The organism is Mucilaginibacter ginsenosidivorans, from assembly GCF_007971025.1.
GTDB lineage: Bacteria > Bacteroidota > Bacteroidia > Sphingobacteriales > Sphingobacteriaceae > Mucilaginibacter > Mucilaginibacter ginsenosidivorans.
Genome location: NZ_CP042436.1, coordinates 3,496,194 through 3,518,433 on the forward strand (window position 1 = coordinate 3,496,194; position 22,240 = coordinate 3,518,433).

Here is a 22,240-nt window from a genome sequence, read left to right on the forward strand (position 1 = left end):
GTTATATGACGGTTGATGAAGAATCTTTCGGGCATATAACCGATACTAAAATGGTTTACGACAATGTATTGTTCTCTATTTTAGGCGACCAAGCTATAGCAGAAGTGTTCCGTAGGAACAGCTGGTCGGTAGAAAATTATGTGCATTTTTAGCGTTCTATCGGAACGTATGGTGTTTTGCTGTTGTTTGTTTTCATTTTCTATGCCCAATACCTACACCCAAATCCATATTCAATTTGTATTTGCCGTAACATACCGGGCTGCGCTTATTGATACTGAATGGAAAGAAAGATTGCACCAATATATCACCGGCATTTTTCAACAGAATGACCACAAGATGCTTCAAACAAATAGCATGCCCGATCATATTCATATCTTTATTGGAATGCGGCCGCATCAATCCGTATCTGCATTGATACAAAATGTAAAGACAGATAGCAGTAAGTGGATCAAAGCACAGCGTTTATATCCGCAATTTGCATGGCAGGAAGGGTATGGTGCTTTTTCTCACGCAAAAAGCCAGGTACCTGATGTAATACGTTATATTCAGAATCAGGAAAAGCATCATCAAAAAGAATCCTTTTTAGATGAATACCGGAAATTTTTGAATGCGTTTGAAATTGACTGGAATGAAAAATATATATTTCAGGAATTGGAATAACACCATGCGTTCCGATGGAACGCTTAATATTTGTATCACTTTATTCTACTACTACCGACGATATGTTCCTATGGAACATTTTTTAAACCCCTATTATGCTTGAGATTAACAAGGTACATCACATTGCTATCATCTGCACCGATTACAAAAAATCGAAACAATTTTATACAGAAGTACTCGGCTTAAAAATAGTGCGCGAAGTTTTTCGCATTGAAAGAAACTCATGCAAGCTCGACCTGGAAGTTAACGGCGTATACCAGGTGGAGCTTTTTTCATTTCCCAATGTACCCGCACGGCCAAGCAGGCCGGAGGCCGCAGGCTTACGCCACCTGGCTTTTGAAGTTGATGATATTGATGAGGCAATTGCCGGAGTTCAAAAACATGGGGTTAATGTTGAGCCGATAAGGGTAGATGAATATACCGGCAAACGTTTCACTTTCTTTGCCGACCCGGATGGATTGCCGATAGAGTTTTACGAAATTTGAGCCATGTCCGGCGTTTTTAAATTTAAGCAATTTGAGGTCGATCAAACCGGTTGCGCCATGAAGATCAATACGGATGGTGTATTGCTGGGTGCTTTGGCTGATGCTGATGACCCGAAAGCAATTCTGGATATTGGTACAGGTACAGGCGTTATCGCCCTAATGCTGGCGCAAAGGTTTGGAACAGCGCAAGTTGATGCCATAGAGATTGACGAACAGGCGGCTGAAACAGCAGGACGCAATTTTAGTAACTCACCTTTTGCGGAACGATTAACCGCATATTCCATGGGGTTTGAAAAGTTCTTTGCTGAAAATCCCGGAAAGAAATATGATCTGATCGTATCTAATCCGCCGTTTTATATCAATTCTCTTAAATCGCCACAGAAAAATAAACAGGTTGCTAAACATGCGGGTGACGATTTCTTTGAAGCATTGATCAGAGAAGTATCAGAACACATTAACGAGACGGGGGTGTTTTGTATGATATTGCCATTGGATACTGCTGAAGCGTTATCGGATTTATATCTTAAGTATAATATGCGTCCACAGCAATTGGTGAATGTGCGTTCTTTCCCGTTATCCCAACCGCATAGAGTGATTGTCTGCCTGGGCCTGGAGAAAGCAGAAATCAAGAAGGATAGCTTTTTAATTTACGAATCGAAGGACAGTTATTCAGAGGAATACGTTAAATTGCTGAAACCTTATTTTACCGTGTTTTAAATGAGAACAATTTCAATAATTTCCATTGCGTTGTTGTCTATTGCAACGCTTTATCTTCTAAACAAGGCAACAACTCTTTACTGGGGACTTCCTTCCTTACATGCTTTTGGTATTTCAACAGAAAGGGTCACTGAATTGGAAAAACCGTATATGATCCTATTTTCAATATATCTTGTTTCGTTAATTATTACTATCTTTTTATATTTCAAAAAACAATATGTCGCAGATATTATACTCTCAGGTACGTTGATTGTATTTTATTTAGTTATGTTCTTCTTTATTGGTTTTGAATGGTCAAAATAGGCCTCCTTTCCGACACCCACGGTCACCTGGATGACTCCGTTTTTAAGCATTTTGAGAACTGCGACGAGATATGGCATGCCGGTGATTTTGGCAATATCGAGCTAGCGGATAAGCTTGCTGCGTTTAAACCATTGCGTGGCGTTTATGGAAATATAGATGGAAAAGATGTGCGTATAAGCTACCCCGAACACCTGCGTTTCAATTGCGAAGAGGTAGATGTTTGGATGACGCATATCGGCGGTTATCCGGGGCATTATAATCCGTCAATCCGACAGGAAATTTACACTAAGCCTCCCAAATTGTTCATTTGCGGGCACTCTCATATATTAAAGGTTATCTACGATCAAAAACTTGGTTTGTTACACTTAAATCCTGGAGCAGCAGGGAAACAAGGTTGGCATAAAATACGTACACTACTTAGATTTTGCATTTCTGAGGAAAAAATCCATACCTTAGAGGCCATAGAATTGCAAAAATAACGACGTATTTAATACACTAAGTAAATGAAGATAGCTAAAACTTTGGGCCAGTTCATTATCGAGAAGCAGGCTGACTTTCCGTACGCTAAGGGTGAACTTTCAAGACTGCTAAGAGACATCGGTATTGCAGCCAAGATCGTTAATCGCGAGGTTAATAAAGCAGGTCTTGCCGACATCCTTGGCGAGAACGGAACGACCAATATCCAGGGCGAGGGACAAAAAAAATTGGATGTTTATGCAAACGAGCAATTCATATCAGCACTAAAGCACGGCGGCGAATGTTGCATAGTAGCATCGGAAGAAAACGATGATTATATTCACCTGGATACAGACGTTTCGACCGACGCCAAATACATTGTCGCGATCGATCCGCTTGACGGATCTTCAAACATCGATGTGAATGTTGGCATTGGAACAATTTTTTCCATTTACAGGCGTAAGTCGACCAAAGGCCGCGCGGTTTTGCAAGATGTTTTGCAACGTGGTGTTGAACAGGTTGCCGCGGGCTACGTCATTTACGGCTCATCTACAATGCTGGTTTATACTACAGGTAAAGGCGTCAATGGCTTTACACTTGATCCATCTATCGGAGAATTTTGCCTTTCACATCCAGAAATGAAAATACCAAAGGATGGTGTTATTTACTCAATCAACGAAGGTTATTATGTGCATTTTCCTGACGGCGTAAAAAAATATATCAAATACTGCCAGGTGGAAGACGATAAAACAAAGCGGCCCTATACTTCGCGTTATATCGGTTCGATGGTGGCCGACATTCACCGTAATTTGATTAAAGGGGGCATATTTATTTACCCGATAACGGCCAGTGCACCTAAAGGCAAATTGAGGTTGGTTTATGAGTGTAACCCTATGGCCTTTATTATAGAGCAGGCGGGAGGGAAGGCCAGTAACGGCTACGAACGCATTCTGGACCTCGAAGTGACCGAATTACACCAGCGTTCGGCCATATTTATCGGTTCGGAAAATATGGTGCACAAAGCGGAAGAAATGATGGCTTACTTTTCGCCGCAGGTGACTAAGAAAACGTTTGAAGGACTGGTGGCGATACAGTAATATTATGGTTTACACCCGTCTTATATAAACTATTGATTTTAAGCAATTTAACTTAAAAATGCGTTGAAATGTGTTAACCATGTTTTGCCGGATCTGAGAAGCCTGGAAGCAACGATCCGCCGGCCCTTCTTATAACAAATTTACTTTCCCTGCTTCTGCCTCAAAAACTGAATCGATAAGCAGGTCTTTCTGCTTCCCGGCCGCCACTGCCAGTTCGTCGCACCGTTCGTTTTCGGGGTGACCGGCGTGCCCGCGTACCCAAACGAATTTGATCTGGTGCAGTTTGCTTACTTCAAGATAACGCAGCCACAGGTCTTTATTCTTCTTATCCTTAAAACCTTTTTGAAGCCAACCGTATACCCATCGCTTTTCGATAGCATCGATCACGTACTTGGAATCGGAGTAAATAGTAACAGATTGATTTAGGCTTTTCAGCGCTTCAAGGCCTTTGATAACCGCTAACAATTCCATACGGTTATTGGTGGTTTTGCGAAAACCCTGCGAAAGTTCTTTATAATGTTTGCCTGAGCGCAGGATAACGCCGTAACCGCCCGGTCCCGGGTTTCCGCTTGATGCACCGTCAGTGAAAATTTCAATCATGTTTTGTAGTCCAATGACCACGGTTGACAACTTATAGCCAGTGGTCAAAAATATAATAATTATACAGAACTATGGATTATTGTCTATCGGCCGTCGGCTAAGAAACCTTTTTCACCTTCAACCTCAACGAATTGCCGATGACTACCACGTCGGAAAAAGCCATAGCCAAAGCGCCGAACATTGGGTTTAAAAAACCAAAAGCAGCAATGGGGATGGCAACAATATTATAGGCAAATGCCCAAAACAGGTTTTGTTTGATGGTGATTAAGGTGTGCCGGCTTATCTGCAGGAATTTTACAAGGGAATAAAGATTCGTATTCAGCAGTATTACTTTTGCAGACTGGATAGCTACCTGGCTGGAATCATTCATCGAGACACCAATGTCGGCCTGGGTAAGGGCAGGTGCATCGTTAATCCCATCGCCAACCATAATTGTTTGGCCCTTCTTTTTATAAATGTCAATAACTGTAAGCTTTTCAGATGGGAGTTTTTCTCCATGTACTTCTTTGATACCCAACGCAAGGGCGACTTTTTCACACCTGCTCTGCCTGTCGCCGCTTAGCAGTACAGGTTTTATGCCCATGCCTTTTAATTGGGTTATTAAAGAAGCGGCCTCAGGTTTTATCTCATCATCTATTTCTATCTGGGCCATTAGCACTTGGTTCTTATACAGCGACACATTAAATAAGGCATCTTTGTTTTTGTCTTTTGAGGCGCCAAGGAAATAGTGGTTCCCATCGACATCCTCGGCACGCATGCCTAAACCTTTCTCCTCGGTTACTGACTTTAGTATCAGCTTTTGTTGAGGTAAGCCCTTCAGGCCGTCGACTAATGAACGGGCAATGGGATGGTTCGACCGCTCTTCAATAGCGGTGATCGTCCCCCTTATTACACTGGTATCAAAACCAGCCTCTGCTTTTATATCATTTATGCTAAATTTTCCGGTAGTTAAAGTGCCGGTTTTATCAAAAACGATATATTTTGCCCGGGTTACCGTCTCAACTGTGTCGCCGCCTTTGATCAGTATACCATTTTTTGCTGCCCTGCCCAGGCCCACCATAACCGCTGTTGGTGTGGCCAGTCCCATGGCACAAGGGCAGGAAATAACCAGCACGGCTATGGCATTCATGATGGCGTGCTGCAGGCCTGCATGGCCGACCATCCAGGTTAGCACAAAGGTGACCAAAGCGATAATAATGACAGCCGGAACAAATATTGCAGCAACCTGATCACCCGTTTTTTGGATGGGCGGCTTCGCACTTTGCGCTTTTTTCATTAACTCGATTATCTGGGCCAAAACGGTGTTCGAGCCAACTTTTGTAGCCATCATGGTGATATTACCATGTTCAAGAATGGACCCGCCTATTAATTTATCGTATTTTGCTTTCTCAACCGGGATGCTTTCACCGGTCAGCATCGACTCATTAACAGAAGCATTGCCAGAGATCACCTCACCATCTACCGGTATTTTATCGCCCGTGTTAACCTGCAAGGTATCGCCTGCACGCACTTCCTTTGCGCTGATCACTTCAATTTCGCCGTTAACAACCCGGCGGGCATTAACTTGTTGTATTTTAATAAGGTCCTTTACTGCTGAAGTGGTTTGCGTAACCGAGCGTTTTTCAAATAAGTTGCCAAGCAGTACAAGGGTGATAATGGTAGCGCAGGTTTCGTAAAACTGGTAACGCATTCCTAAATGCTGGAGCGTGCCGATCAGGCTATAAATAAAAGCGGACGATGAGCCGATAAATATCAGTACATCCATGTTAGGTACACCGCCTTTAACAGAACTCCACGCGCTTTTGCCAAAATGCTGGCATCCGACAATAAAAACTGGCAGGCACAATGCAAACTGCGCCCATGGATCGGACAAAAAATGCCAGGGAAGCAACATTGAAACAAGCAGGGGTATGGTGAACAGCGCGCAAAAGATCAGTTTATTTTCGACCTTATCATAAAACTTCTCCTTGTGGGTTGCCGCATCATCAATCACTTTATAGCCTAAGCCTTCGATACTTTTAATTGCATCTTTAACAGCGGCATCGTTATCAGCCGAAAACTTTACCTCTTCAGATGCGAAGTCGACAAGGATATCATGGAACCCTTTTTTTTCCAGTAATTTATGAACCGAAATGGCGCAATTATTACAATGCATCCCGGTCACATTCAGTTCAACTAATTGATCTGCCATAGCTGCAAATTTCGGTAATATATACAGGGTGCCGGTAAGTTGAATGTAATATTAAAAATTTGCTTGATTTTCGGGGGTATTTTTTTACATTTGCAACCTCCAAACGGTAGGCATAGCTCAGTTGGTTAGAGCACCAGATTGTGGTTCTGGGGGTCGTGGGTTCGAGCCCCATTGCTTACCCGTACTACCTCCCGCGAAAACGGGAGGTTTTTTTATGCATTGATTTTTAGGTATTTAACACATTGTTTTAGGGGGAAATGGTGTTTGGTGATTTTTACTCAAAGCGAACACTGGTGCTGATTTTTTTTGCAATTAAAACAAAATCAATTAGTTAGAAAATGCATAAGTGTTCGAGCTCTATAATAAGGTTCAAGAGTTTTATTTGTAAATTATTCGATAATAATTTCATTTTTGCTTTAGCAAGCTCCAATCATTATTTAGGTGGCCCTTTTACTTTTATCTACTGGCCGGCGATTTTTATGCGCACTTTCTCCGGTACCTGATAGTCGATGCAGCAACTCCAAACTCATCAGGGAGAGCCAGATCCGAAACCTCGTTTATCCCGACCCTGATCAGCGCCATATGATGAATGGTATGTTCCAGGTTGTAAATTACCTCACGGTTAAAACTTGTCGTAATTAGCAGGGGCGAAGAATTATCTCCATAACTTGCTGCCAGCAGCAGATCCTTATTATGTTTATTAAGATCAGATATAACAACCTGTAGTAATTCTATGGCAAAATCCTTATGGCTTTCTATCCTGATATCTCTTTCGCGGTTATCATAGTCAATTATGCCGATATCATACCCCTTGTATAAGCAAATAAAAAGTTCGATGATATGCCTTACATGTTGCCCAATGGTAGCATTGAACAATGTTGCACAGGGCTGTTTGTATTCTGCATCCGTCAATTGACGCAGCGACTCTTCCAGTTGAGTAAATACGTTCTTTACCGATTCATTTGTCTGCATAACTTCTGTGTCTTTATTACTTAATTTTCTTATTATCGACGAACAAAAATAAGATGGTAAACGATCTTGCTTTGTCGTGTAACCGACATTGCCGGCGAATTTGTGGATGAAAAAGACAGGACGATTGTCGCGGAGCCGACAAAGGAGTCTGAATAGCCGGACTAATTTTGCTTCGGAATGGAAGAATTAGCAAAAGAAATAACACTTGATGTAAGCAGGGCGGTCGAAATATTGGCCGCACTCATCATTGGAATAGCCGTGGTGCAAACCCTGTTCAATTATATTATCCCCATAAAGCGAAACAGCATCCGGATTTCGAAGGAGGAGTTGCGCGTCAGGTTTGGGAGTTCGGTTGCCGTTTCACTTGAACTGTTGTTAGGCGCAGATGTGCTGGCCACGGCAATTGCCCCAAGCTGGGACGACATAGGGAAGCTGGCGGCCATCGCAGTCATCAGAACGTTGTTGAATTATTTTCTCGGCAAAGAACTTAAGGAGATCGGAAGCAAAGAATAAGCTTGAAATTTCCAGGTATGAGTAAGATCGCGCTATACTATGAGGTGAGGCCCGGTCGTAAAATACTTTACAGTCATTCCCGGCGGTAACTGAGCGATGACTAAACATTACCACAACAACCGGCTGTTTTGATCAGTCAAGCATTATTGTAAACTTTTATCAGGGGCTCGCGCAATACTAATGCTTCATCAGTGCAATACCAATACAGGGCATCGGCTATGGACTCAGGTTTTACCCAGTTTTCAAAACTGGCGTCAGGCATATTTTTGCGGTTCAAGGGAGTGTCGATAGTGCTGGGGATCACCACGCTGGTAACCACGTTCCTGCCCGTAGCCTCATCATTCATCAAGTCGGCAAGGCGAAAAACAAGGGACTTTGCAAGCCCATAAGCCACCATACCCTTCCCGTTTTTAGCATCCAGCCCTGGCCTGGATCCGGTCATAAAAATGCGGCCGCCCCTTTGCTTTAGCATTTGCACAAATACCGGGCGCGCCACGTTATAAGTTGCTTCGAAATTAAGCTTATACTGTTTTGCGATGTCGGTAACCGGTGTTGTTTCGATGGTTCCCATAGCAAAGCCGCCCACCGTAAGCAAGGCGGCGTCAATACGGCCATATCTGGATACTACATCGTCGACGAATTGTTGCGACGCTGTTTCGTCTAAAAGGTCAACAATTACTTTTTCAAACCTGTTTGCGGGCAAATCAGGTGTAGTTGCATCATTTGCAGTAGCCGTCCCGATAACAAAATGCCCTTCGGTAATGAACTTTTTAGCTATGGCTTGACCCATATTACCGGTTGATCCGGTTACGATCACTATTTTCATTTTTAATATTTATGTTTTTCAGGCACAAGCCAGTTCACCGGTCAAAGCTGCGACCGCATTATTCAATTTAGTCCACATCCTGATGGACACCCCGTTGTATAAAGTAGTGTACCTGCTCATCATAATTCCTTTGATGTCGTAGTTATATAACCTGATGCCGTAAATGACACATGATGACAATTCATCAAGTTGAGCGCCACAATGATGGACCTCTACGATTTCAAAATCGTCAGGATAAACAGGTACTTCATGTTGGACACACCATATAGTTTCCTTGTCGAGGACAAAATCATGATCATAACCTCGTTCCTGTAGGTCGATGATGGTCTGGGCTTTTTGGCAAAACATAGTGTTTGGGTTTAACGGTTCAACCATAATTTGTTAATTACTAATTCCAGTTTTGTTCCAGGTATTGCCTGAAGTTATTTTTGATCCGGTGCATAATAACCCAGCAATGTGACGCTGTTACATTAAGTTCGCTGCAAATGGTCTTTGTGGGTTGATCTTCCAGGTGTTTCATCGTGAAAACAGACGACCATAATGCTGGAAGGCGTTGCATATAATTCCGAAGGAATTGGTCAAATTCCTTTTTTTCAACTCCGTCATTGTGCGTCACTTGTCGGTATCGTAATGTACCGGCGGCTGTTAAGTACCCGGTTTCCGTGTCGCGCAGATCAGAAGTTTCGTCTTCGTCCGCAATATTGTCAACATCATAAGTTATCAGGACGGTTTTCCTGCGGTATTTATCAGCTATTTTATTTTTCAGTATAGAAACGAGCCAGGTGCGTTCCATACATCGCCCCTCGAAACGATCCAATTTTTCGAGCGCCGACAGGAAAGTGTCCTGGACCAAATCTTTAGCCTGATCTTCATTTTGCAAACGCATATTGGCATATGCGAATAAATAATCCCAGTGTGTCGACAATGACCGGCCCAGGTCGGCCATATCGGTGTTAACCGCTTTTCTATCTATTTCTACAGTCGTTTGCATGGTTTTAGTGATTAATATTTATTACTTAAAGCGTTTTCAAATCGTTCGATCAATACACTTTTTGACTGCATCCCAATCGCTTTTCCTATCAAAATCCCATCCTTGTAAAACAGTAGTGTCGGCAACTCGGAAACATTAAGCTCTTTTTTTAAAACCGGGGCCTCGTCAATGTCCACTACATAAAATGAAGCACGGTATTGAAATATTTTTGACAACTCATCGTATACCGGCGCCATCATTTGGCTTGGGCCGCTCCATTCGGCGCAAAACCTTACAATGTGCAGCCCGAGTTTGTCTAAAATCAGCTTCTTAAATTCTCTTTGGTCGGTTATTCTGGTCACGTTATTTTTATTTGGCATAGTTCTTATGTCCAAACTGGTGCCATTTCGGTTGCTTTATATTAATAAGCAGATTTACAGCCATTTGCAATAAAATTAGTCCGGGAGCGCTGCATGAGCTTTTACCTGAATTTTGGGAATTCACGGTATTTCGTGAAAAGCTATATGGATCCCCTGGGATTTCAAGAATTGGTTTTGCTTTTTTTGAGATAAGAAAAAAATGTTTTATGAGCTTATTTCTGTAACAAGTTTATTACTAATTTTATCTGAGAATCCATTAGCAAAATGTTATCACAATAATTTTACAGTAGAATAATATGCTTGATTTTCAGAAAGATAAAGACTTATTTCAATATGCTTTTAAGAGCCTGTACGAAGCGGTTTATTGGGTTGACCCCGAAGGGAAAATTCTTTATGCCAATGAGGCTGCGGCTCATATGCTGGGCTTTACGGCTGATGAACTCACCGGGAAGGGGGTGAAAGAGATAAGCAATTCGGAAGAGTCGGCGAATTTTCCATTGTTTTGGACAAAGCTAAAAGACCAGAAAAAAATTTCGTACCAGGCCCAGCATAGACATAAGAAAGGAATGGCTTACGATGTCGAGATCATTTGCAGTTACCTGGAATACAATGGACATGAACTGGCCTGCGCCCTGGTAAAAGATATCAGTGCCCGCATCAAGGATGAAGAAGCTCTTAAATTAGCCAATACCCGCCTGGAAGGCTTATTAAAAGAAAGTGAGGAACGTTTCCGTGATTTATTTGACGAGGCTCCGATAGCTTATGTACATGAAGGGCTCGACTCGCGTTTTATCAAGGCAAACCGGGCTGCGCTTAATATTTTAGGGGTACGGCCCGAGGAAGTACCTTACACATATGGCAAATCGCTTGCTCCGGACACGCCTACGGCGCAACGGTGGATAACAGACGCTTTCGCATCAATAAATACCGGGAAAAATACCAGCGGAGTTATACTGGAACTTCGACGGAAAGACAACGGTAAGCCGATATTTATTGAATGGTGGTCGAAACCTGATATTGGCGGGCAGTTTACCCGTACGATGTTCCTGGATATAACCGACAGGGTTTTAATGGAACAGGAACAAGCCCGGTTGAAAGCGCAGAACCAGTATTTGCAGGACGAGATCAAACTGAACCACAACTTTGAAGAAATCGTAAGCCATAACAAAAAGTTCCACAAGGTATTACAACAAATAGAGCAGGTTGCATCCACCGATGCTACAGTTTTAATACTTGGTGAAAGCGGCACCGGAAAGGAGTTGTTAGCGCGTGCGGTTCATAATATAAGCAGGAGAAATAAGCGGCCGCTGATCAAGATCAACTGCGCAAACTTACATGCTGAATTGATTGAAAGCGAATTATTCGGACATGAGCGGGGAGCATTTACAGGCGCGCTCGACCGTAAAATAGGTCGTTTTGAATTGGCAGACGGGGGCACAATTTTTCTGGACGAGATAGGTGAACTGCCATTGTCATTACAGGCTAAGTTACTCCGGGTATTGCAGGAAGGTGAGTTCGAACGGCTCGGAAACCCTAAAACAATTAAGGTTGATGTACGGGTCATTGCAGCTACTAATCGTAACCTGCAGGAGGCTATCGCAAAAAAAGAGTTTCGCGAGGATCTGTTTTATCGTCTTAATGTATTCCCGATATTTTCCCCGCCATTACGCGAACGGAAAGAGGATATACCATTGCTCGTCAAACATTTTGTTAATAAATACCAAACAAAAATGGGTCGCGAGATAAAAAATATCCCTGAAAAAGTAGTCACTTCGCTAATGGGATATGACTGGCCGGGTAACGTACGCGAACTGGAAAATATAGTTGAACGGGCACTGATATTATCGCGGGGCGATACACTTGAATACGGAGATTGGGTGCCGGCCGGCACAGGAGCAATCATGCAAATCAATGATGGAAAGACCGCATTGCTGAAAATGACCGACGTTGAACGCGATCATATTATTTCTATACTCAAAAAGACGAACTGGAAAGTCAGCGGAGAAAAAGGAGCCGCAAAAATACTCGGTCTTAATGCCACCACGCTCGAGTCAAGAATGAAGAAACTGGGGATTGAGCGCGGTAAGGACTGATCCGTCATGCTTATGTTAAATCAGATCAATATTTGAAATGATTGCATCAAATTTTTCCTGAAAAAAATATTTTTTTTTGCGGCGCACTGCCGCTTTTTTTTTTGACGAAGGTTTCTCGGGCCAAAAACGATGCCAATCTTTCTTTATTTTTCACGTTATTTAATTGTTTGATTATCAATTTGTTGTCAGTTCATCTTTTTAGCGCCGCCCCTGGATTTTCGCAACATTTTGGGAATTCCTAATATGTCGTGAGTTTCCCTGCCCTGCAAGTCTCTCATTTTTCTTATTGCGTCTTCTAACTCCCCATCATCGCGAGGTCAGTTCCGTGGTTTTCTGAAATAATAGTTGTAAGGTTTTGTGATGTACCTGCGACAAAGAGTAAAAATTCAGAACACCAGTTTATTACGACATCATGAAAAAACTATTTGTATTGTTATTGTTAACAGCTTCATTACCAGGGAGCATTTTTGCACAGAACGATCCCCACAAAAAAAATTACAACCTGGACAAATCCGGTTTGGCCATCAGCGGGTACGACCCGGTAACTTATTTCACCACCCAGAAAGCTGTTGAAGGGAAGGAGTCGATAAGCTTAAGCTACGAAGGTGTTACCTATCGCTTCGCAACTACACAGGATAGGGAGTTGTTCAAGGCCAATCCTTCAAAATATCAACCTCAATATGGTGGCTGGTGCGCCTATGCAATGGGTGCTACAGGCGAGAAAGTTGACGTCGACCCGGAGACTTTCAAATTGCTGGACGGTAAGCTTTACCTGTTTTACAATAAGTTTTTTAATAACACCAAAAAAAGCTGGAACAAGGATGAGGCTAATTTGAAAAAGAAAGCTGACACGAATTGGGATAAGATCAATCACTAACATCATTCGAATTAACACAAATATCAAATATCAAAAATCAATTTTAATGAAACGTACACTAATTGTTGCCGCACTCATCATTTTCGGCATGACACAGGTTAAGGCGCAGAAATCGGAAATCTATGTATCTGGCGGGAAAGCTATTAACGGTTATGACGCCGTAGCCTTCTTTACCCAATCGAAACCGGTTAAAGGATCGGACAGCTTTTCGTTCGAGTGGCAGGGCGCAAAATGGCTCTTTGCCAATGCAGAGGATCTGGCGGCTTTTAAAGCCGACCCTGAAAAGTATGCTCCGCAATATGGTGGCTACTGCGCTTATGGTACATCGCAGGGTCACAAAGCGCCAACGAAAGCTGAAACATGGACCGTTTTGAACAACAAGCTTTACTTCAATTACAACAAGCAAGTAAAGGAACTTTGGACTAAGGACAGGGATAGCCTGATCATTGTTGCCGACAAGAAATGGCCGGAAGTAAAAGCACAATAATCTTATTTAACTAAAACGCAGATCAGAGATGAGCACAAACAGCCAAAAACCGATCGTACTGATAACCGCAGGGCCGACGAGGGAGCCCATTGATCCGGTGCGTTACATCACAAACCATTCTTCCGGCAAAATGGGTTACGCCATTGCCGGGACGTTCCTGGACAGGGGGTTCCGTGTGATATTGGTGTCGGGACCGGTAAGTATCGGGCTGGCTCATCCTGATCTGGCTATTGTAAATGTTAACACTGCTGACGAGATGTTTGCCGCATGCCGGCAATATTTCCCAGTACTTCAGATAGCGGTTTTCGCTGCCGCCGTTGCCGATTACAAACCTGCTCAAGTGATGACTGAAAAGATGAAGAAGTTGGCACCTGAGTTCAACTTGCAAATGATAAAAAATGTAGACATCGCCCGCGCTTTTGGCGAAGTGAAGAGAGATGACCAGGTTTCGATCGGCTTTGCGCTCGAGACCAACGATGAAGAGCAAAATGCATTGAAGAAACTTTTCTCAAAGAATCTGGACCTGGTGGTGCTGAATTCCACCCGGGATAATAATGCCGCATTTGGTTTCGACACCAACAAGATCACCATCATCAATCGCGACTTTGTATTTAAGCGGTTCCCGCTAAAGGATAAGCATGCTGTCGCCAGGGATATCGCTGACATTGCTGTGGACATTAGGAACAACGTTTTAAATCCTCAGCCAATTATTAACCTCAATTAAACAAAAAACAATCATGACTCACACTACATCAAACGTACTAACCTGGATGCTGCGCCTTATAGCAGCGGCCATTATGCTGCAAACCTTGTTTTTCAAGTTCACCGCGGCACCTGAATCGGTTTATATTTTTTCAACATTGCATATGGAGCCCTGGGGACGCTTGGGTATCGGAAGCCTTGAGCTCGTCGCATCGATACTTATTCTTATACCCCGCACCACCAGTCTGGGCGCTGTGTTGGCGGTTGGTCTTATGGCCGGAGCGCTTATGTTTCACCTGACCAAACTGGGCATCGTGGTACAGGACGACGGTGGGCAGTTGTTCATACTTGCCCTGGTAACTTTTGGATGCAGCGCCGCGCTTGCTGTTATTTTCAGAAAGCAGGCGATATCCTATATCCCTTTTGTACGTCAATAGAAAAAAGAATCAATCATAAAAACAAAAAACATCATGAAACTCAAAGAACCAATTCGGAATATTTTAAACCAACTGCGATACGTGCTAAGCGAGCTGAGTAATGAACAGTACATGCAACCTGTGGGCGTTTTGTCAAACTCATCGATAGGTCAGCATAACAGGCATATACTTGAATTTTTTATCGAATTAAATAAAGGATATGAAAGCGGTATCATTGATTACGACAAACGTGTCCGCAATCGTGTTATCGAAGCCGACAAAGAGTTCGCACTCGAAAAGATACAGGAGATAGAAGACAGCCTGGAAAAACCAGACCGCGACCTGATCCTCCAAACCGAACAAAACGATGGCGACAGTTATTCCTTCCCGGTATTTACCAATTACTTCAGAGAACTTGTTTACAACCTTGAGCATGCCGTGCATCACATGGCACTAATACGCATCGGTGTAAACGCGATAGCTGACGTTAATGTCCCTGAAGAATTTGGAGTTGCCTCTTCAACCCTTAAATACCGCAAGACATGTGCACAGTAACTTATATACCTACTGCGGGCGGTTTTCATCTCACATCGAACAGGGATGAACATATCAGCCGCGGGCAGGCAGTTACGCCACGCGAGTACGCAAGCGGCAAGCGGCGCTTGCTTTATCCGAAAGACCCTGATAAAAATGGCAGTTGGATAGTGGCCAAAAATAATGGCGACGTGGTTGTATTACTGAATGGTGCATTTGTGAAGCATGTACGTCAAATAAATTATCGGAAGAGCCGGGGACTGGTATTGATGGACATCATAAGAGCTGAATATCCCGATCAGTTTTACAAAGTAATGGACCTTGATGATATTGAGCCATTTACTATTGTGCTTTATACATCGGGAAGGCTATTTGAATGCCGCTGGGACGGATCCGATAAACATATCACCATGCTTGACAACCGGAAAGAGTATATCTGGTCGTCGGCTACATTATACGATAAAATGGCCGCGGCGAAAAGGAGGAGCTGGTTTGACGACTGGCGTCGGTCGGACTTATCAAAAAATACTGAGGGCATTATCAACTTCCATCGTTATGGAGGCAACGGCGATGACAAGGATGGCCTGGTGATCAACCGCGACGGAAAAATGAAGACTATCAGTATTACAAGCTTGCAGGTTAAACCCTCAAGGATCAGCATGCTTTACCACGATATGCGCGATAATCGTGTATACCAAAACGAAATAGAGGTAGAACAGGCAGACATCACTGCCATAACGCCGGCCAAAACGAGGTTCTTTGCGCTTAGAAAATTTTTCATAAGGCTTTTTAATTGGGAATACTGGCCCTTTAACATAGTTTATGCGCCCATATTACCTTACTGGTTTTGGCTAAGTTTAAAAGCCAGATCGTTCTTCTTCTTTAATACGGCGAACCCGTCAATCGAAAATGGAGGGTTTGCCATGGAAAGCAAGAAATTGATTCATAAACTGATCCCTGAAAAATATACACCCAAAACTATGGCATTTAGGCCTGGGGCGAGCCTTGAAACGATCAGGGAATCGCTCCGGAATAATTTGATGGATTTTCCCCTTATCGCCAAACCTGATATTGGGATGAAGGGCGTGCTGGTTAAAAAAGTAAATAACGAAGCTGAATTATCTGATTATCTGCGGGCAATCAAAGTCGACTTTTTACTGCAGGAATGTATACCATATAAAAATGAAGTGGGTATATTCTATTACCGTATCCCGGGGGCGATGAAAGGCAAAATATCAGGTGTTGTTGGTAAACATTTTCTTACTGTGACCGGGGACGGTCGCTCAAGCATCGAACAACTGGTGATCAGCGAGCCCCGGTACCTGCTCCAGTTAGAAGTGCTTCGGCAAACTTATGGGCACTTTCTGCAACAAGTACTGCCTGTAGGTAAAACCCACACGCTGGTGCCGTACGGCAATCATGCAAGGGGGGCCAAATTTATCGACCTGAGTAAAAAGGTGACCCGGCAACTGACTGAGACCATTGATGAGGTTTGCCATCGTATACCTGGTTTTTATTTCGGCAGGCTGGACGTAATGTACAATAACTGGGAAGAACTTTGTGAAGGGAAAAATTTCACCATTGTCGAGCTGAACGGTGCGGGTAGTGAGCCGACACACATTTATGACCCGATGCACTCCATCTTTTTCGCCTGGCGCGAGATCATGCGGCATTGGAAACTTTTGAACGTGATCAGCCGGATAAACCGGAACCGCCTGGAAATAAATTACCTGGGTTTCAAAGAAGGCGTTGCCCTTCTAAGGAACAATTCAAGATATATTAAATCGATCTCGTGATCATGGCCACGCAATTGAAACTATTCTCGGCAGCATTTTGTGTTAGTTTCCTCGGCTCGTTGCCCGTAGGGACTCTAACAGCTAACGTGACAAGTTATGTTTTAAACGACAACGCATGGGGGGCTATTGAATTTAGTATTGCCGCAATATTGATCGAGACTATCATCGTTCGGCTGGCTTTAGTCATTGTCGATAGATTGACCCGCTTCACCTGGCTGTTCAGGGTATTAAGCGCCATTATGTGCGTGGCCATCCTGGTATTGGCATATAAAACACTTCAAGCCGCTTTCCACATGCGTAGCTTTAACGATGTGCTGCCACTGGTGGGTTTTAACCCTTTCTTTTCAGGGATGGTTCTGAGCCTGCTCAATCCCATGCACCTTCCTTTTTGGATGGGCTGGACGGCAGTATTGAAAAAGAGAGAGATTTTGCAAAGTTCGGCGAGATCGTACAATATATACATTGCCGCTATAGGCGCCGGCACAGCTTTATGTTTCATTGTTTATGGACTCATAGGTAACCTTTTGACAGGCGTATTTAAACAGCAGCATAATTTTATAAACTGGGTGCTCGGGGCCACCCTGTTGTTTACCGGACTTTTGCTTGCTTATAAACTCATCGCCAACCGGATGAGTTTAAAAAACGAGATTAAGTACAATGGCCAAAGTAAAGCGTCGTAATTGACGCATTCCCATCCGATTTATTCACGTTGTTCTGACCTGGCAAATACCCGGAGTGGGGATGCTTTGGACTTTGAAAAGATGGCGATAGTTGGAAAACGTTTCATGGAACGCCCGGGTGTAAATTCCTAAAATTTTAGAAAATCCCAACATTTCGGGAACTCGATAATGAAGTAAATAACGAGACCTGATTGTAAAAATCTGAAAATCAGAAACATATAATGAAAATGGCGCAAACTGCAACCCGGCATGACTATTTCCTTAATAATCGTGCCGAACATAAGAGTTAACGCTAAATATCAACCACAATGTTAGAAGAGATCAAACATGTTTACCTGAGAAGCCACCCGCTTTTCAACAACCTATGCGAGAAGAGGCTTTGCGAAGCCCGTTCCGTTGCCCGTGTAAAAATTGTGCAGCGCGGTGATGTGCTGTATTTTGTAGAAAATGATTACAGCAAAATATACCTGCTGATCAAAGAAAATATTAAGATTCGGACATCGGACCGGATGGGGAATGAATTTATCGACATCATAAACGCCCCGGATATTTTCGGCGACCTGAGCCTGGAAGAGCATATTCATGCCGATCAATGTGCAGAGGCTGTTTCCGATAACACTATTGTTTGCTGTTTCAGGGCTACCGACTTCCGGAGGATACTGGAGGATAATCAACTAATGTTTATGCATTATGTAAATATGGTTAATCGCAAACTTCGCAAAATGGAGTCGCGTTACTCCGACCTTGTTTATCTTGATGCCAAAGAGCGCCTTGTTCGCTTTATAAAAACCTGGGCCAAAGCCAATGGAAGTCAGCATGGTGATAAGATCATTGTTCGCAACGATCTTACCCACAGCGATATTGCAGCGGTAATATCTACCTCGCGCCAAAGCGTGAATGTGCTGCTGAATGAACTTAAGGGTCTTGGTGTCATCCAGTACGACCGTAAGCAATTCGAACTAAATGCCTCATTTATATAGACCAGACTATGCAATAAAAACCAATTAACCTTTATGGGAAATATTTTGATTATTAATAACTCCGTATTGAACACATGGGGCTTTGCTAAGCTTGCGACCACGATAAGCAGGCAATTTAAATATGACATTACGATTTATTGCAGAACTCCGGCACTCTGTGTTCCGGCGTTGGCCTTAGGTGCCGGGGATGAACCGGTTGATGATATGAGTACGCTGGAAGAAAAACTGGAGCAATTTAACACGAATAGTACCGGGGCTGGCCTCGCCATTTCTCCTGAAGGAGGCATCGGCGCCCGCAACATAAGCGATTTGCTGATAGCACAGAATATTAAATTGATCATCATGTCGAAAGAGGATGATATGTTGATGAACCTCTCCCCGAACGAAAGATTGGCATTTGTCAATAAGCTAACCTGCCCGGTGCTTTTGCTGCCGGAAGGTCATTACGAATACCCGGATAAAGTAGTTTATTTGACCGACCTGCGCTATTGTACGCTCGATGCGCTTCGGTTCTTGAAACACTTTGGCTGCAGCATTTATGTTGCCCATATGACGCTGCCCGGAATGACGGATATGGAAGAACGATATGCCCAGGAAACGCTGGCCGATTTTGCAGGCAGATTGAATTACAATAAAATGTTCCTGCGCAATATAAGAGGCAAGGCAAAAGAATATGCACTTGAAATGATTACCAGCCAGGTTGGGATCAACTGTGTTGTTGTCGAGAGTAAAAAACACTTACCTCTTGAAAATTTTCTACCCGGTTTATGCGAGCGTTCACGCAATTATGATCGTGCAGCGCTACTTGTGCTTCCTTACCTCAACTGGCGAAGATGAACGAGCATACTTCGATAAACTTCAAAAGCATTTTCAGGGCTTTTACCATTTTAACAGCAACTTTCCTGCTGCCTTTGACAGCATTTTCACAGGTAACAAAAGTGAGCGGTGTGGTTTCTGATGCAAGGTCGAAAGAGACATTGCCGTTCGCAACTATATCGGTCGTCAACACAAAGATCGTTGGTATATCTGATGAAAACGGCAAATACGCCATCCTTGATACGAAACCCTTTAGTTTGATCAAAGCCACCTGCGTAGGCTATATTCCTGCTTTGGTCAAAGTCGAACCCGGACAAACACAGTTGATGAACATCAAACTACAGCCCCGGGCGGATGAATTGAACACTGTGGTTATTCGTGCCGGTAAAAAAGAACGGTACCGCAATAAAAATAACCCCGCCGTTGAATTGATCAGGCAGGTGATCGCCCATAAAGATCAGAACAGGCCCGAAAATTATGACTATGTTCAATACAAGGAATATGGGAAACTGCTGCTGGCTTTTGCTAATGTATCGCCCGGCTTTTCTGACAAAAAGTTTTGGAAAAAATACAAGTTCCTGTTTGATAACCGCGACACTACTCTTGTACCAGGTAAGTCATTAACGCCGGTTTACCTTGACGAAAAGCTGACCCAAAACTACTACCGCCAACAGCCCGGGAAGAAAAAGACGATCACCCTGGCTCAAAAAAATGTGAAGCTTGGGTTCTACATCGATAATGAGGGCCTCGCCAAATATTTCAGGCATTTGTTTTATGATGTCGATATCTACAAAAATGATATATACTTGTTGTCTAAACTTTTTCTTAGTCCCATTGCCAATAGCTCACCGTCCTTCTATAAGTTCTTCATTACCGATACAGTGATCGTTAATAATACCAAAGTGGTGGAATTGAGTTTCACTCCCCGCAATAATAATGACCTGCTGTTTGACGGTAAGATATACATTACCCTTGATGGCAATTATGCTGTCCAGAAATCTATCCTGTATATCAATAAAAATACGAACATCAACTTCGTAAAGGATATGCGTATTGATCTTGATTTTGAACAAAATACGGATAAGCGTTATCATGTAAGCAAAAGCAACATCCTGGTCGATTTCAGCCTGAACCGGAACGGTAAAGGTGGTATGATAGGTTCCAGGACCACAACTTTCAAAGATTACCAGGTAAACCAGGCACTGCCCGATTCAACATATTCCGGCTTGGGCGAAGTTGTTAACCCGGGCGCCAATAACAGGGACGATGAGTACTGGGCTCAAAATCGACTGGACACACTGACCCACGCCGAAGCAAAAGTGTACCATAATATCGATACGTTGCAATCGCTCAAATCATTCCGTCGTACCATGGCCGTTATTACGTGGATTATTGCAGGCTACAATACGGTAGGCCCTTTTGAGATTGGCCCTGCAAATGCCTTTTATAGTTTTAATAACATTGAAGGTGCGCGCCTCCGGTTTGGCGGTCGCACTACCCCCGAAATGAGTAAGCGTTATTATTTTGAGACTTACGGAGCGTACGGGTTTAAGGACCAGAGATGGAAATATTTTTTAAGCGGCACTTATTCATTCGACAATAAATATATATACCAGTTTCCTCAGAATTACGTTCGGGCCTATTACGAGAATGACGCCGGCATACCGGGCAACCCCCTTCAATTTGTGGTGGAGAACAACCTTTTCTTATCCTTTAAACGAGGCAATAACGATAAGTACCTGTATAACAAATTTTTCAGATTTGACTATGTCCGTGAATTCGAAAATCATTTCTCATACAATTTAGGCTTCCGGAACCTGACCCAATCGCCGGCCGGTTCACTTTATTTTACCAACCTGGTAAGCGGGGTGCCAAATACGATCAACCAACTAACGTCGACCGAAATAATTCTTGGTTTACGTTATGCACCGCATGAGGAATTTTACCAGGGAAGAATTTACCGTATCCCGGTTCCAAATAAATACCCGGCTGTGTCGGTCGATTATACCAGGGGCGTTAAGGGTGTTTTTGGAGGCGGATTTGGCTATCAAATTTTGCACGGCCGGGTCGACAAACATTTGTACCTGTCGCAACTGGGCTATGCTGATGTGACGGTACAGGCGTCGCATACTTTTGGTCAGCTTCCTTATCCGCTGCTTACGATCCATCGTGCGAACCAAACTTACTCGTACGATGACGATCCCGATACTTACAACTTGATGAATTTTTTGGAGTTTGTGAGCGATCACTACGAAAGCCTGAGCTATGAGCAGCACCTGAACGGATTTTTCCTGAATAAGATACCGCTTTTCAAACGACTGAAATGGCGTGAGACACTTTCGTTCAAGGCCTTGTTTGGCGGGGTGACCGATCAGAATAACCCATCTCTGCATCCATCGCTTTACCAATTCCCGGTTGATGGGGCAGGACGGCCGCTCACCTATTCTCTGGGAAAGGCGCCCTACCTGGAGGGCAGTGTTGGCATCGAGAACATATTCAAATTTTTCGGCGTCAGCCTGGTCCGCAGGTTCAACTATCTCGACCATCCAGATGCTATAAAATACGGTTTTCGTACCAGTGCAACTATCCTGTTTTAATTTGTCGCACTTTTTAAAACCGGTTAATATGCGAGCCGGATCCCACTAAAAAAACTTTCTTGGTTTTTAAGCAGTGATTTTAATGGTTCAAC

Annotated in this window: 26 protein-coding genes and 1 tRNA gene; 20 read left to right on the forward strand and 7 right to left on the reverse strand. The window is 43.4% G+C overall.

The window, feature by feature from the left end; translation table 11 throughout:
• The first annotated feature begins 5 nt into the window (after nucleotides 1–5).
• From FRZ54_RS24510 to fbp, 7 genes are all read left to right on the forward strand, one after another.
• Entirely contained in the window at nucleotides 6–152 is a 147-nt protein-coding gene (locus FRZ54_RS24510) for a hypothetical protein (protein WP_187359640.1), read from the forward strand.
• Nucleotides 153–201: 49 nt separating this feature from the next.
• Nucleotides 202–660, forward strand: coding sequence for an IS200/IS605 family transposase (gene tnpA / locus FRZ54_RS16075; protein WP_147032601.1), 459 nt, complete (start codon nucleotides 202–204; stop codon nucleotides 658–660).
• Nucleotides 661–755: 95 nt separating this feature from the next.
• Nucleotides 756–1,145 (forward strand): SMU1112c/YaeR family gloxylase I-like metalloprotein, encoded by a 390-nt coding sequence (gene gloA2 / locus FRZ54_RS16080; RefSeq protein ID WP_147032602.1) that lies wholly within the window; start codon nucleotides 756–758, stop codon nucleotides 1,143–1,145.
• A gap of 3 nt (nucleotides 1,146–1,148) precedes the next feature.
• Nucleotides 1,149–1,862 carry a tRNA1(Val) (adenine(37)-N6)-methyltransferase gene (locus FRZ54_RS16085; protein WP_147032603.1) on the forward strand — a complete coding sequence of 238 codons (714 nt, stop codon included), beginning with the start codon at nucleotides 1,149–1,151 and terminating at the stop codon, nucleotides 1,860–1,862.
• Entirely contained in the window at nucleotides 1,863–2,165 is a 303-nt protein-coding gene (locus FRZ54_RS24760; protein WP_228462512.1) for a hypothetical protein, read from the forward strand.
• Nucleotides 2,153–2,644, forward strand: coding sequence for a metallophosphoesterase family protein (locus FRZ54_RS16090; protein WP_147032604.1), 492 nt, complete (start codon nucleotides 2,153–2,155; stop codon nucleotides 2,642–2,644). Before FRZ54_RS24760 ends, FRZ54_RS16090 begins: the two co-directional genes overlap by 13 nt.
• Before the next feature lie 24 nt (nucleotides 2,645–2,668).
• Nucleotides 2,669–3,718, forward strand: a complete 1,050-nt coding sequence (fbp, locus tag FRZ54_RS16095; protein WP_147032605.1) for a class 1 fructose-bisphosphatase — start codon at nucleotides 2,669–2,671, stop codon at nucleotides 3,716–3,718.
• Between the two features lie 129 nt (nucleotides 3,719–3,847).
• On the opposite strand, the gene rnhA is transcribed toward fbp, so the two are convergent.
• Together rnhA and FRZ54_RS16105 are read right to left on the reverse strand one after the other, a co-directional pair.
• The gene (gene rnhA, locus FRZ54_RS16100; protein ID WP_147032606.1) at nucleotides 3,848–4,318 is read right to left on the reverse strand and encodes a ribonuclease HI; all 471 of its coding nucleotides are present in this window, start codon (nucleotides 4,316–4,318) and stop codon (nucleotides 3,848–3,850) included.
• Between the two features lie 97 nt (nucleotides 4,319–4,415).
• The gene (locus tag FRZ54_RS16105) at nucleotides 4,416–6,509 is read right to left on the reverse strand and encodes a heavy metal translocating P-type ATPase (RefSeq protein ID WP_147032607.1); all 2,094 of its coding nucleotides are present in this window, start codon (nucleotides 6,507–6,509) and stop codon (nucleotides 4,416–4,418) included.
• 106 nt (nucleotides 6,510–6,615) lie between these two features.
• Here FRZ54_RS16105 and FRZ54_RS16110 point away from each other — a divergent pair.
• Nucleotides 6,616–6,689: transfer RNA gene (locus FRZ54_RS16110), tRNA-His, on the forward strand.
• 297 nt (nucleotides 6,690–6,986) lie between these two features.
• On the opposite strand, the gene FRZ54_RS16115 is transcribed toward FRZ54_RS16110, so the two are convergent.
• A complete protein-coding gene (locus FRZ54_RS16115; RefSeq protein ID WP_147032608.1) occupies nucleotides 6,987–7,481 on the reverse strand; it encodes a DinB family protein in 495 nt (164 codons plus the stop codon).
• Nucleotides 7,482–7,658: 177 nt separating this feature from the next.
• Here FRZ54_RS16115 and FRZ54_RS16120 point away from each other — a divergent pair, with 177 nt between their 5' ends.
• Nucleotides 7,659–7,994 carry a DUF1622 domain-containing protein gene (locus tag FRZ54_RS16120; protein ID WP_147032609.1) on the forward strand — a complete coding sequence of 112 codons (336 nt, stop codon included), beginning with the start codon at nucleotides 7,659–7,661 and terminating at the stop codon, nucleotides 7,992–7,994.
• Nucleotides 7,995–8,130: 136 nt separating this feature from the next.
• Here the strand turns inward: FRZ54_RS16120 and FRZ54_RS16125 are convergent, their stop codons facing one another.
• From FRZ54_RS16125 to FRZ54_RS16140, 4 genes are read right to left on the reverse strand one after another with little or no spacing between them, the layout of a single operon-like run.
• Nucleotides 8,131–8,820: an SDR family NAD(P)-dependent oxidoreductase gene (locus tag FRZ54_RS16125; protein ID WP_147032610.1), complete on the reverse strand. Its 690-nt coding sequence runs from the start codon at nucleotides 8,818–8,820 to the stop codon at nucleotides 8,131–8,133.
• 18 nt (nucleotides 8,821–8,838) lie between these two features.
• Nucleotides 8,839–9,195 (reverse strand): hypothetical protein, encoded by a 357-nt coding sequence (locus FRZ54_RS16130; protein ID WP_147032611.1) that lies wholly within the window; start codon nucleotides 9,193–9,195, stop codon nucleotides 8,839–8,841.
• Nucleotides 9,196–9,208: 13 nt separating this feature from the next.
• A complete protein-coding gene (locus FRZ54_RS16135) occupies nucleotides 9,209–9,811 on the reverse strand; it encodes a sigma-70 family RNA polymerase sigma factor (protein ID WP_147032612.1) in 603 nt (200 codons plus the stop codon).
• Between the two features lie 11 nt (nucleotides 9,812–9,822).
• Nucleotides 9,823–10,152, reverse strand: a complete 330-nt coding sequence (locus tag FRZ54_RS16140; RefSeq protein WP_187359641.1) for a thioredoxin family protein — start codon at nucleotides 10,150–10,152, stop codon at nucleotides 9,823–9,825.
• A 314-nt stretch (nucleotides 10,153–10,466) separates the two neighbouring features.
• Between FRZ54_RS16140 and FRZ54_RS16145 the strand changes: the two genes are divergently transcribed.
• The 11 genes from FRZ54_RS16145 (at nucleotide 10,467) to FRZ54_RS16195 (ending at nucleotide 22,148) form a co-directional block, all read left to right on the forward strand.
• On the forward strand, nucleotides 10,467–12,263 hold the full coding sequence (locus FRZ54_RS16145) for a sigma 54-interacting transcriptional regulator (RefSeq protein WP_147032614.1): 1,797 nt from the start codon (nucleotides 10,467–10,469) through the stop codon (nucleotides 12,261–12,263).
• Between the two features lie 412 nt (nucleotides 12,264–12,675).
• Nucleotides 12,676–13,140, forward strand: a complete 465-nt coding sequence (locus tag FRZ54_RS16150; RefSeq protein ID WP_147032615.1) for a YHS domain-containing (seleno)protein — start codon at nucleotides 12,676–12,678, stop codon at nucleotides 13,138–13,140.
• A gap of 46 nt (nucleotides 13,141–13,186) precedes the next feature.
• Entirely contained in the window at nucleotides 13,187–13,627 is a 441-nt protein-coding gene (locus FRZ54_RS16155) for a YHS domain-containing (seleno)protein (RefSeq protein ID WP_147032616.1), read from the forward strand.
• A 28-nt stretch (nucleotides 13,628–13,655) separates the two neighbouring features.
• Nucleotides 13,656–14,351 (forward strand): phosphopantothenoylcysteine decarboxylase domain-containing protein, encoded by a 696-nt coding sequence (locus FRZ54_RS16160; protein WP_147032617.1) that lies wholly within the window; start codon nucleotides 13,656–13,658, stop codon nucleotides 14,349–14,351.
• A gap of 13 nt (nucleotides 14,352–14,364) precedes the next feature.
• Nucleotides 14,365–14,766: a DoxX family protein gene (locus tag FRZ54_RS16165; protein WP_147032618.1), complete on the forward strand. Its 402-nt coding sequence runs from the start codon at nucleotides 14,365–14,367 to the stop codon at nucleotides 14,764–14,766.
• A gap of 33 nt (nucleotides 14,767–14,799) precedes the next feature.
• A complete protein-coding gene (locus tag FRZ54_RS16170; RefSeq protein WP_147032619.1) occupies nucleotides 14,800–15,300 on the forward strand; it encodes a DinB family protein in 501 nt (166 codons plus the stop codon).
• On the forward strand, nucleotides 15,288–17,075 hold the full coding sequence (locus FRZ54_RS16175) for an NRDE family protein (RefSeq protein ID WP_147032620.1): 1,788 nt from the start codon (nucleotides 15,288–15,290) through the stop codon (nucleotides 17,073–17,075). Before FRZ54_RS16170 ends, FRZ54_RS16175 begins: the two co-directional genes overlap by 13 nt.
• A gap of 2 nt (nucleotides 17,076–17,077) precedes the next feature.
• Complete coding sequence (locus FRZ54_RS16180) at nucleotides 17,078–17,755, forward strand: LysE family translocator (protein ID WP_147032621.1); 678 nt, start codon at nucleotides 17,078–17,080, stop codon at nucleotides 17,753–17,755.
• Nucleotides 17,756–18,063: 308 nt separating this feature from the next.
• Nucleotides 18,064–18,735, forward strand: a complete 672-nt coding sequence (locus FRZ54_RS16185) for a Crp/Fnr family transcriptional regulator (RefSeq protein WP_147032622.1) — start codon at nucleotides 18,064–18,066, stop codon at nucleotides 18,733–18,735.
• Nucleotides 18,736–18,768: 33 nt separating this feature from the next.
• Nucleotides 18,769–19,572, forward strand: coding sequence for a hypothetical protein (locus FRZ54_RS16190; protein WP_147032623.1), 804 nt, complete (start codon nucleotides 18,769–18,771; stop codon nucleotides 19,570–19,572).
• Entirely contained in the window at nucleotides 19,569–22,148 is a 2,580-nt protein-coding gene (locus FRZ54_RS16195; protein WP_147032624.1) for a DUF5686 and carboxypeptidase-like regulatory domain-containing protein, read from the forward strand. Before FRZ54_RS16190 ends, FRZ54_RS16195 begins: the two co-directional genes overlap by 4 nt.
• Nucleotides 22,149–22,240: the final 92 nt, after the last annotated feature.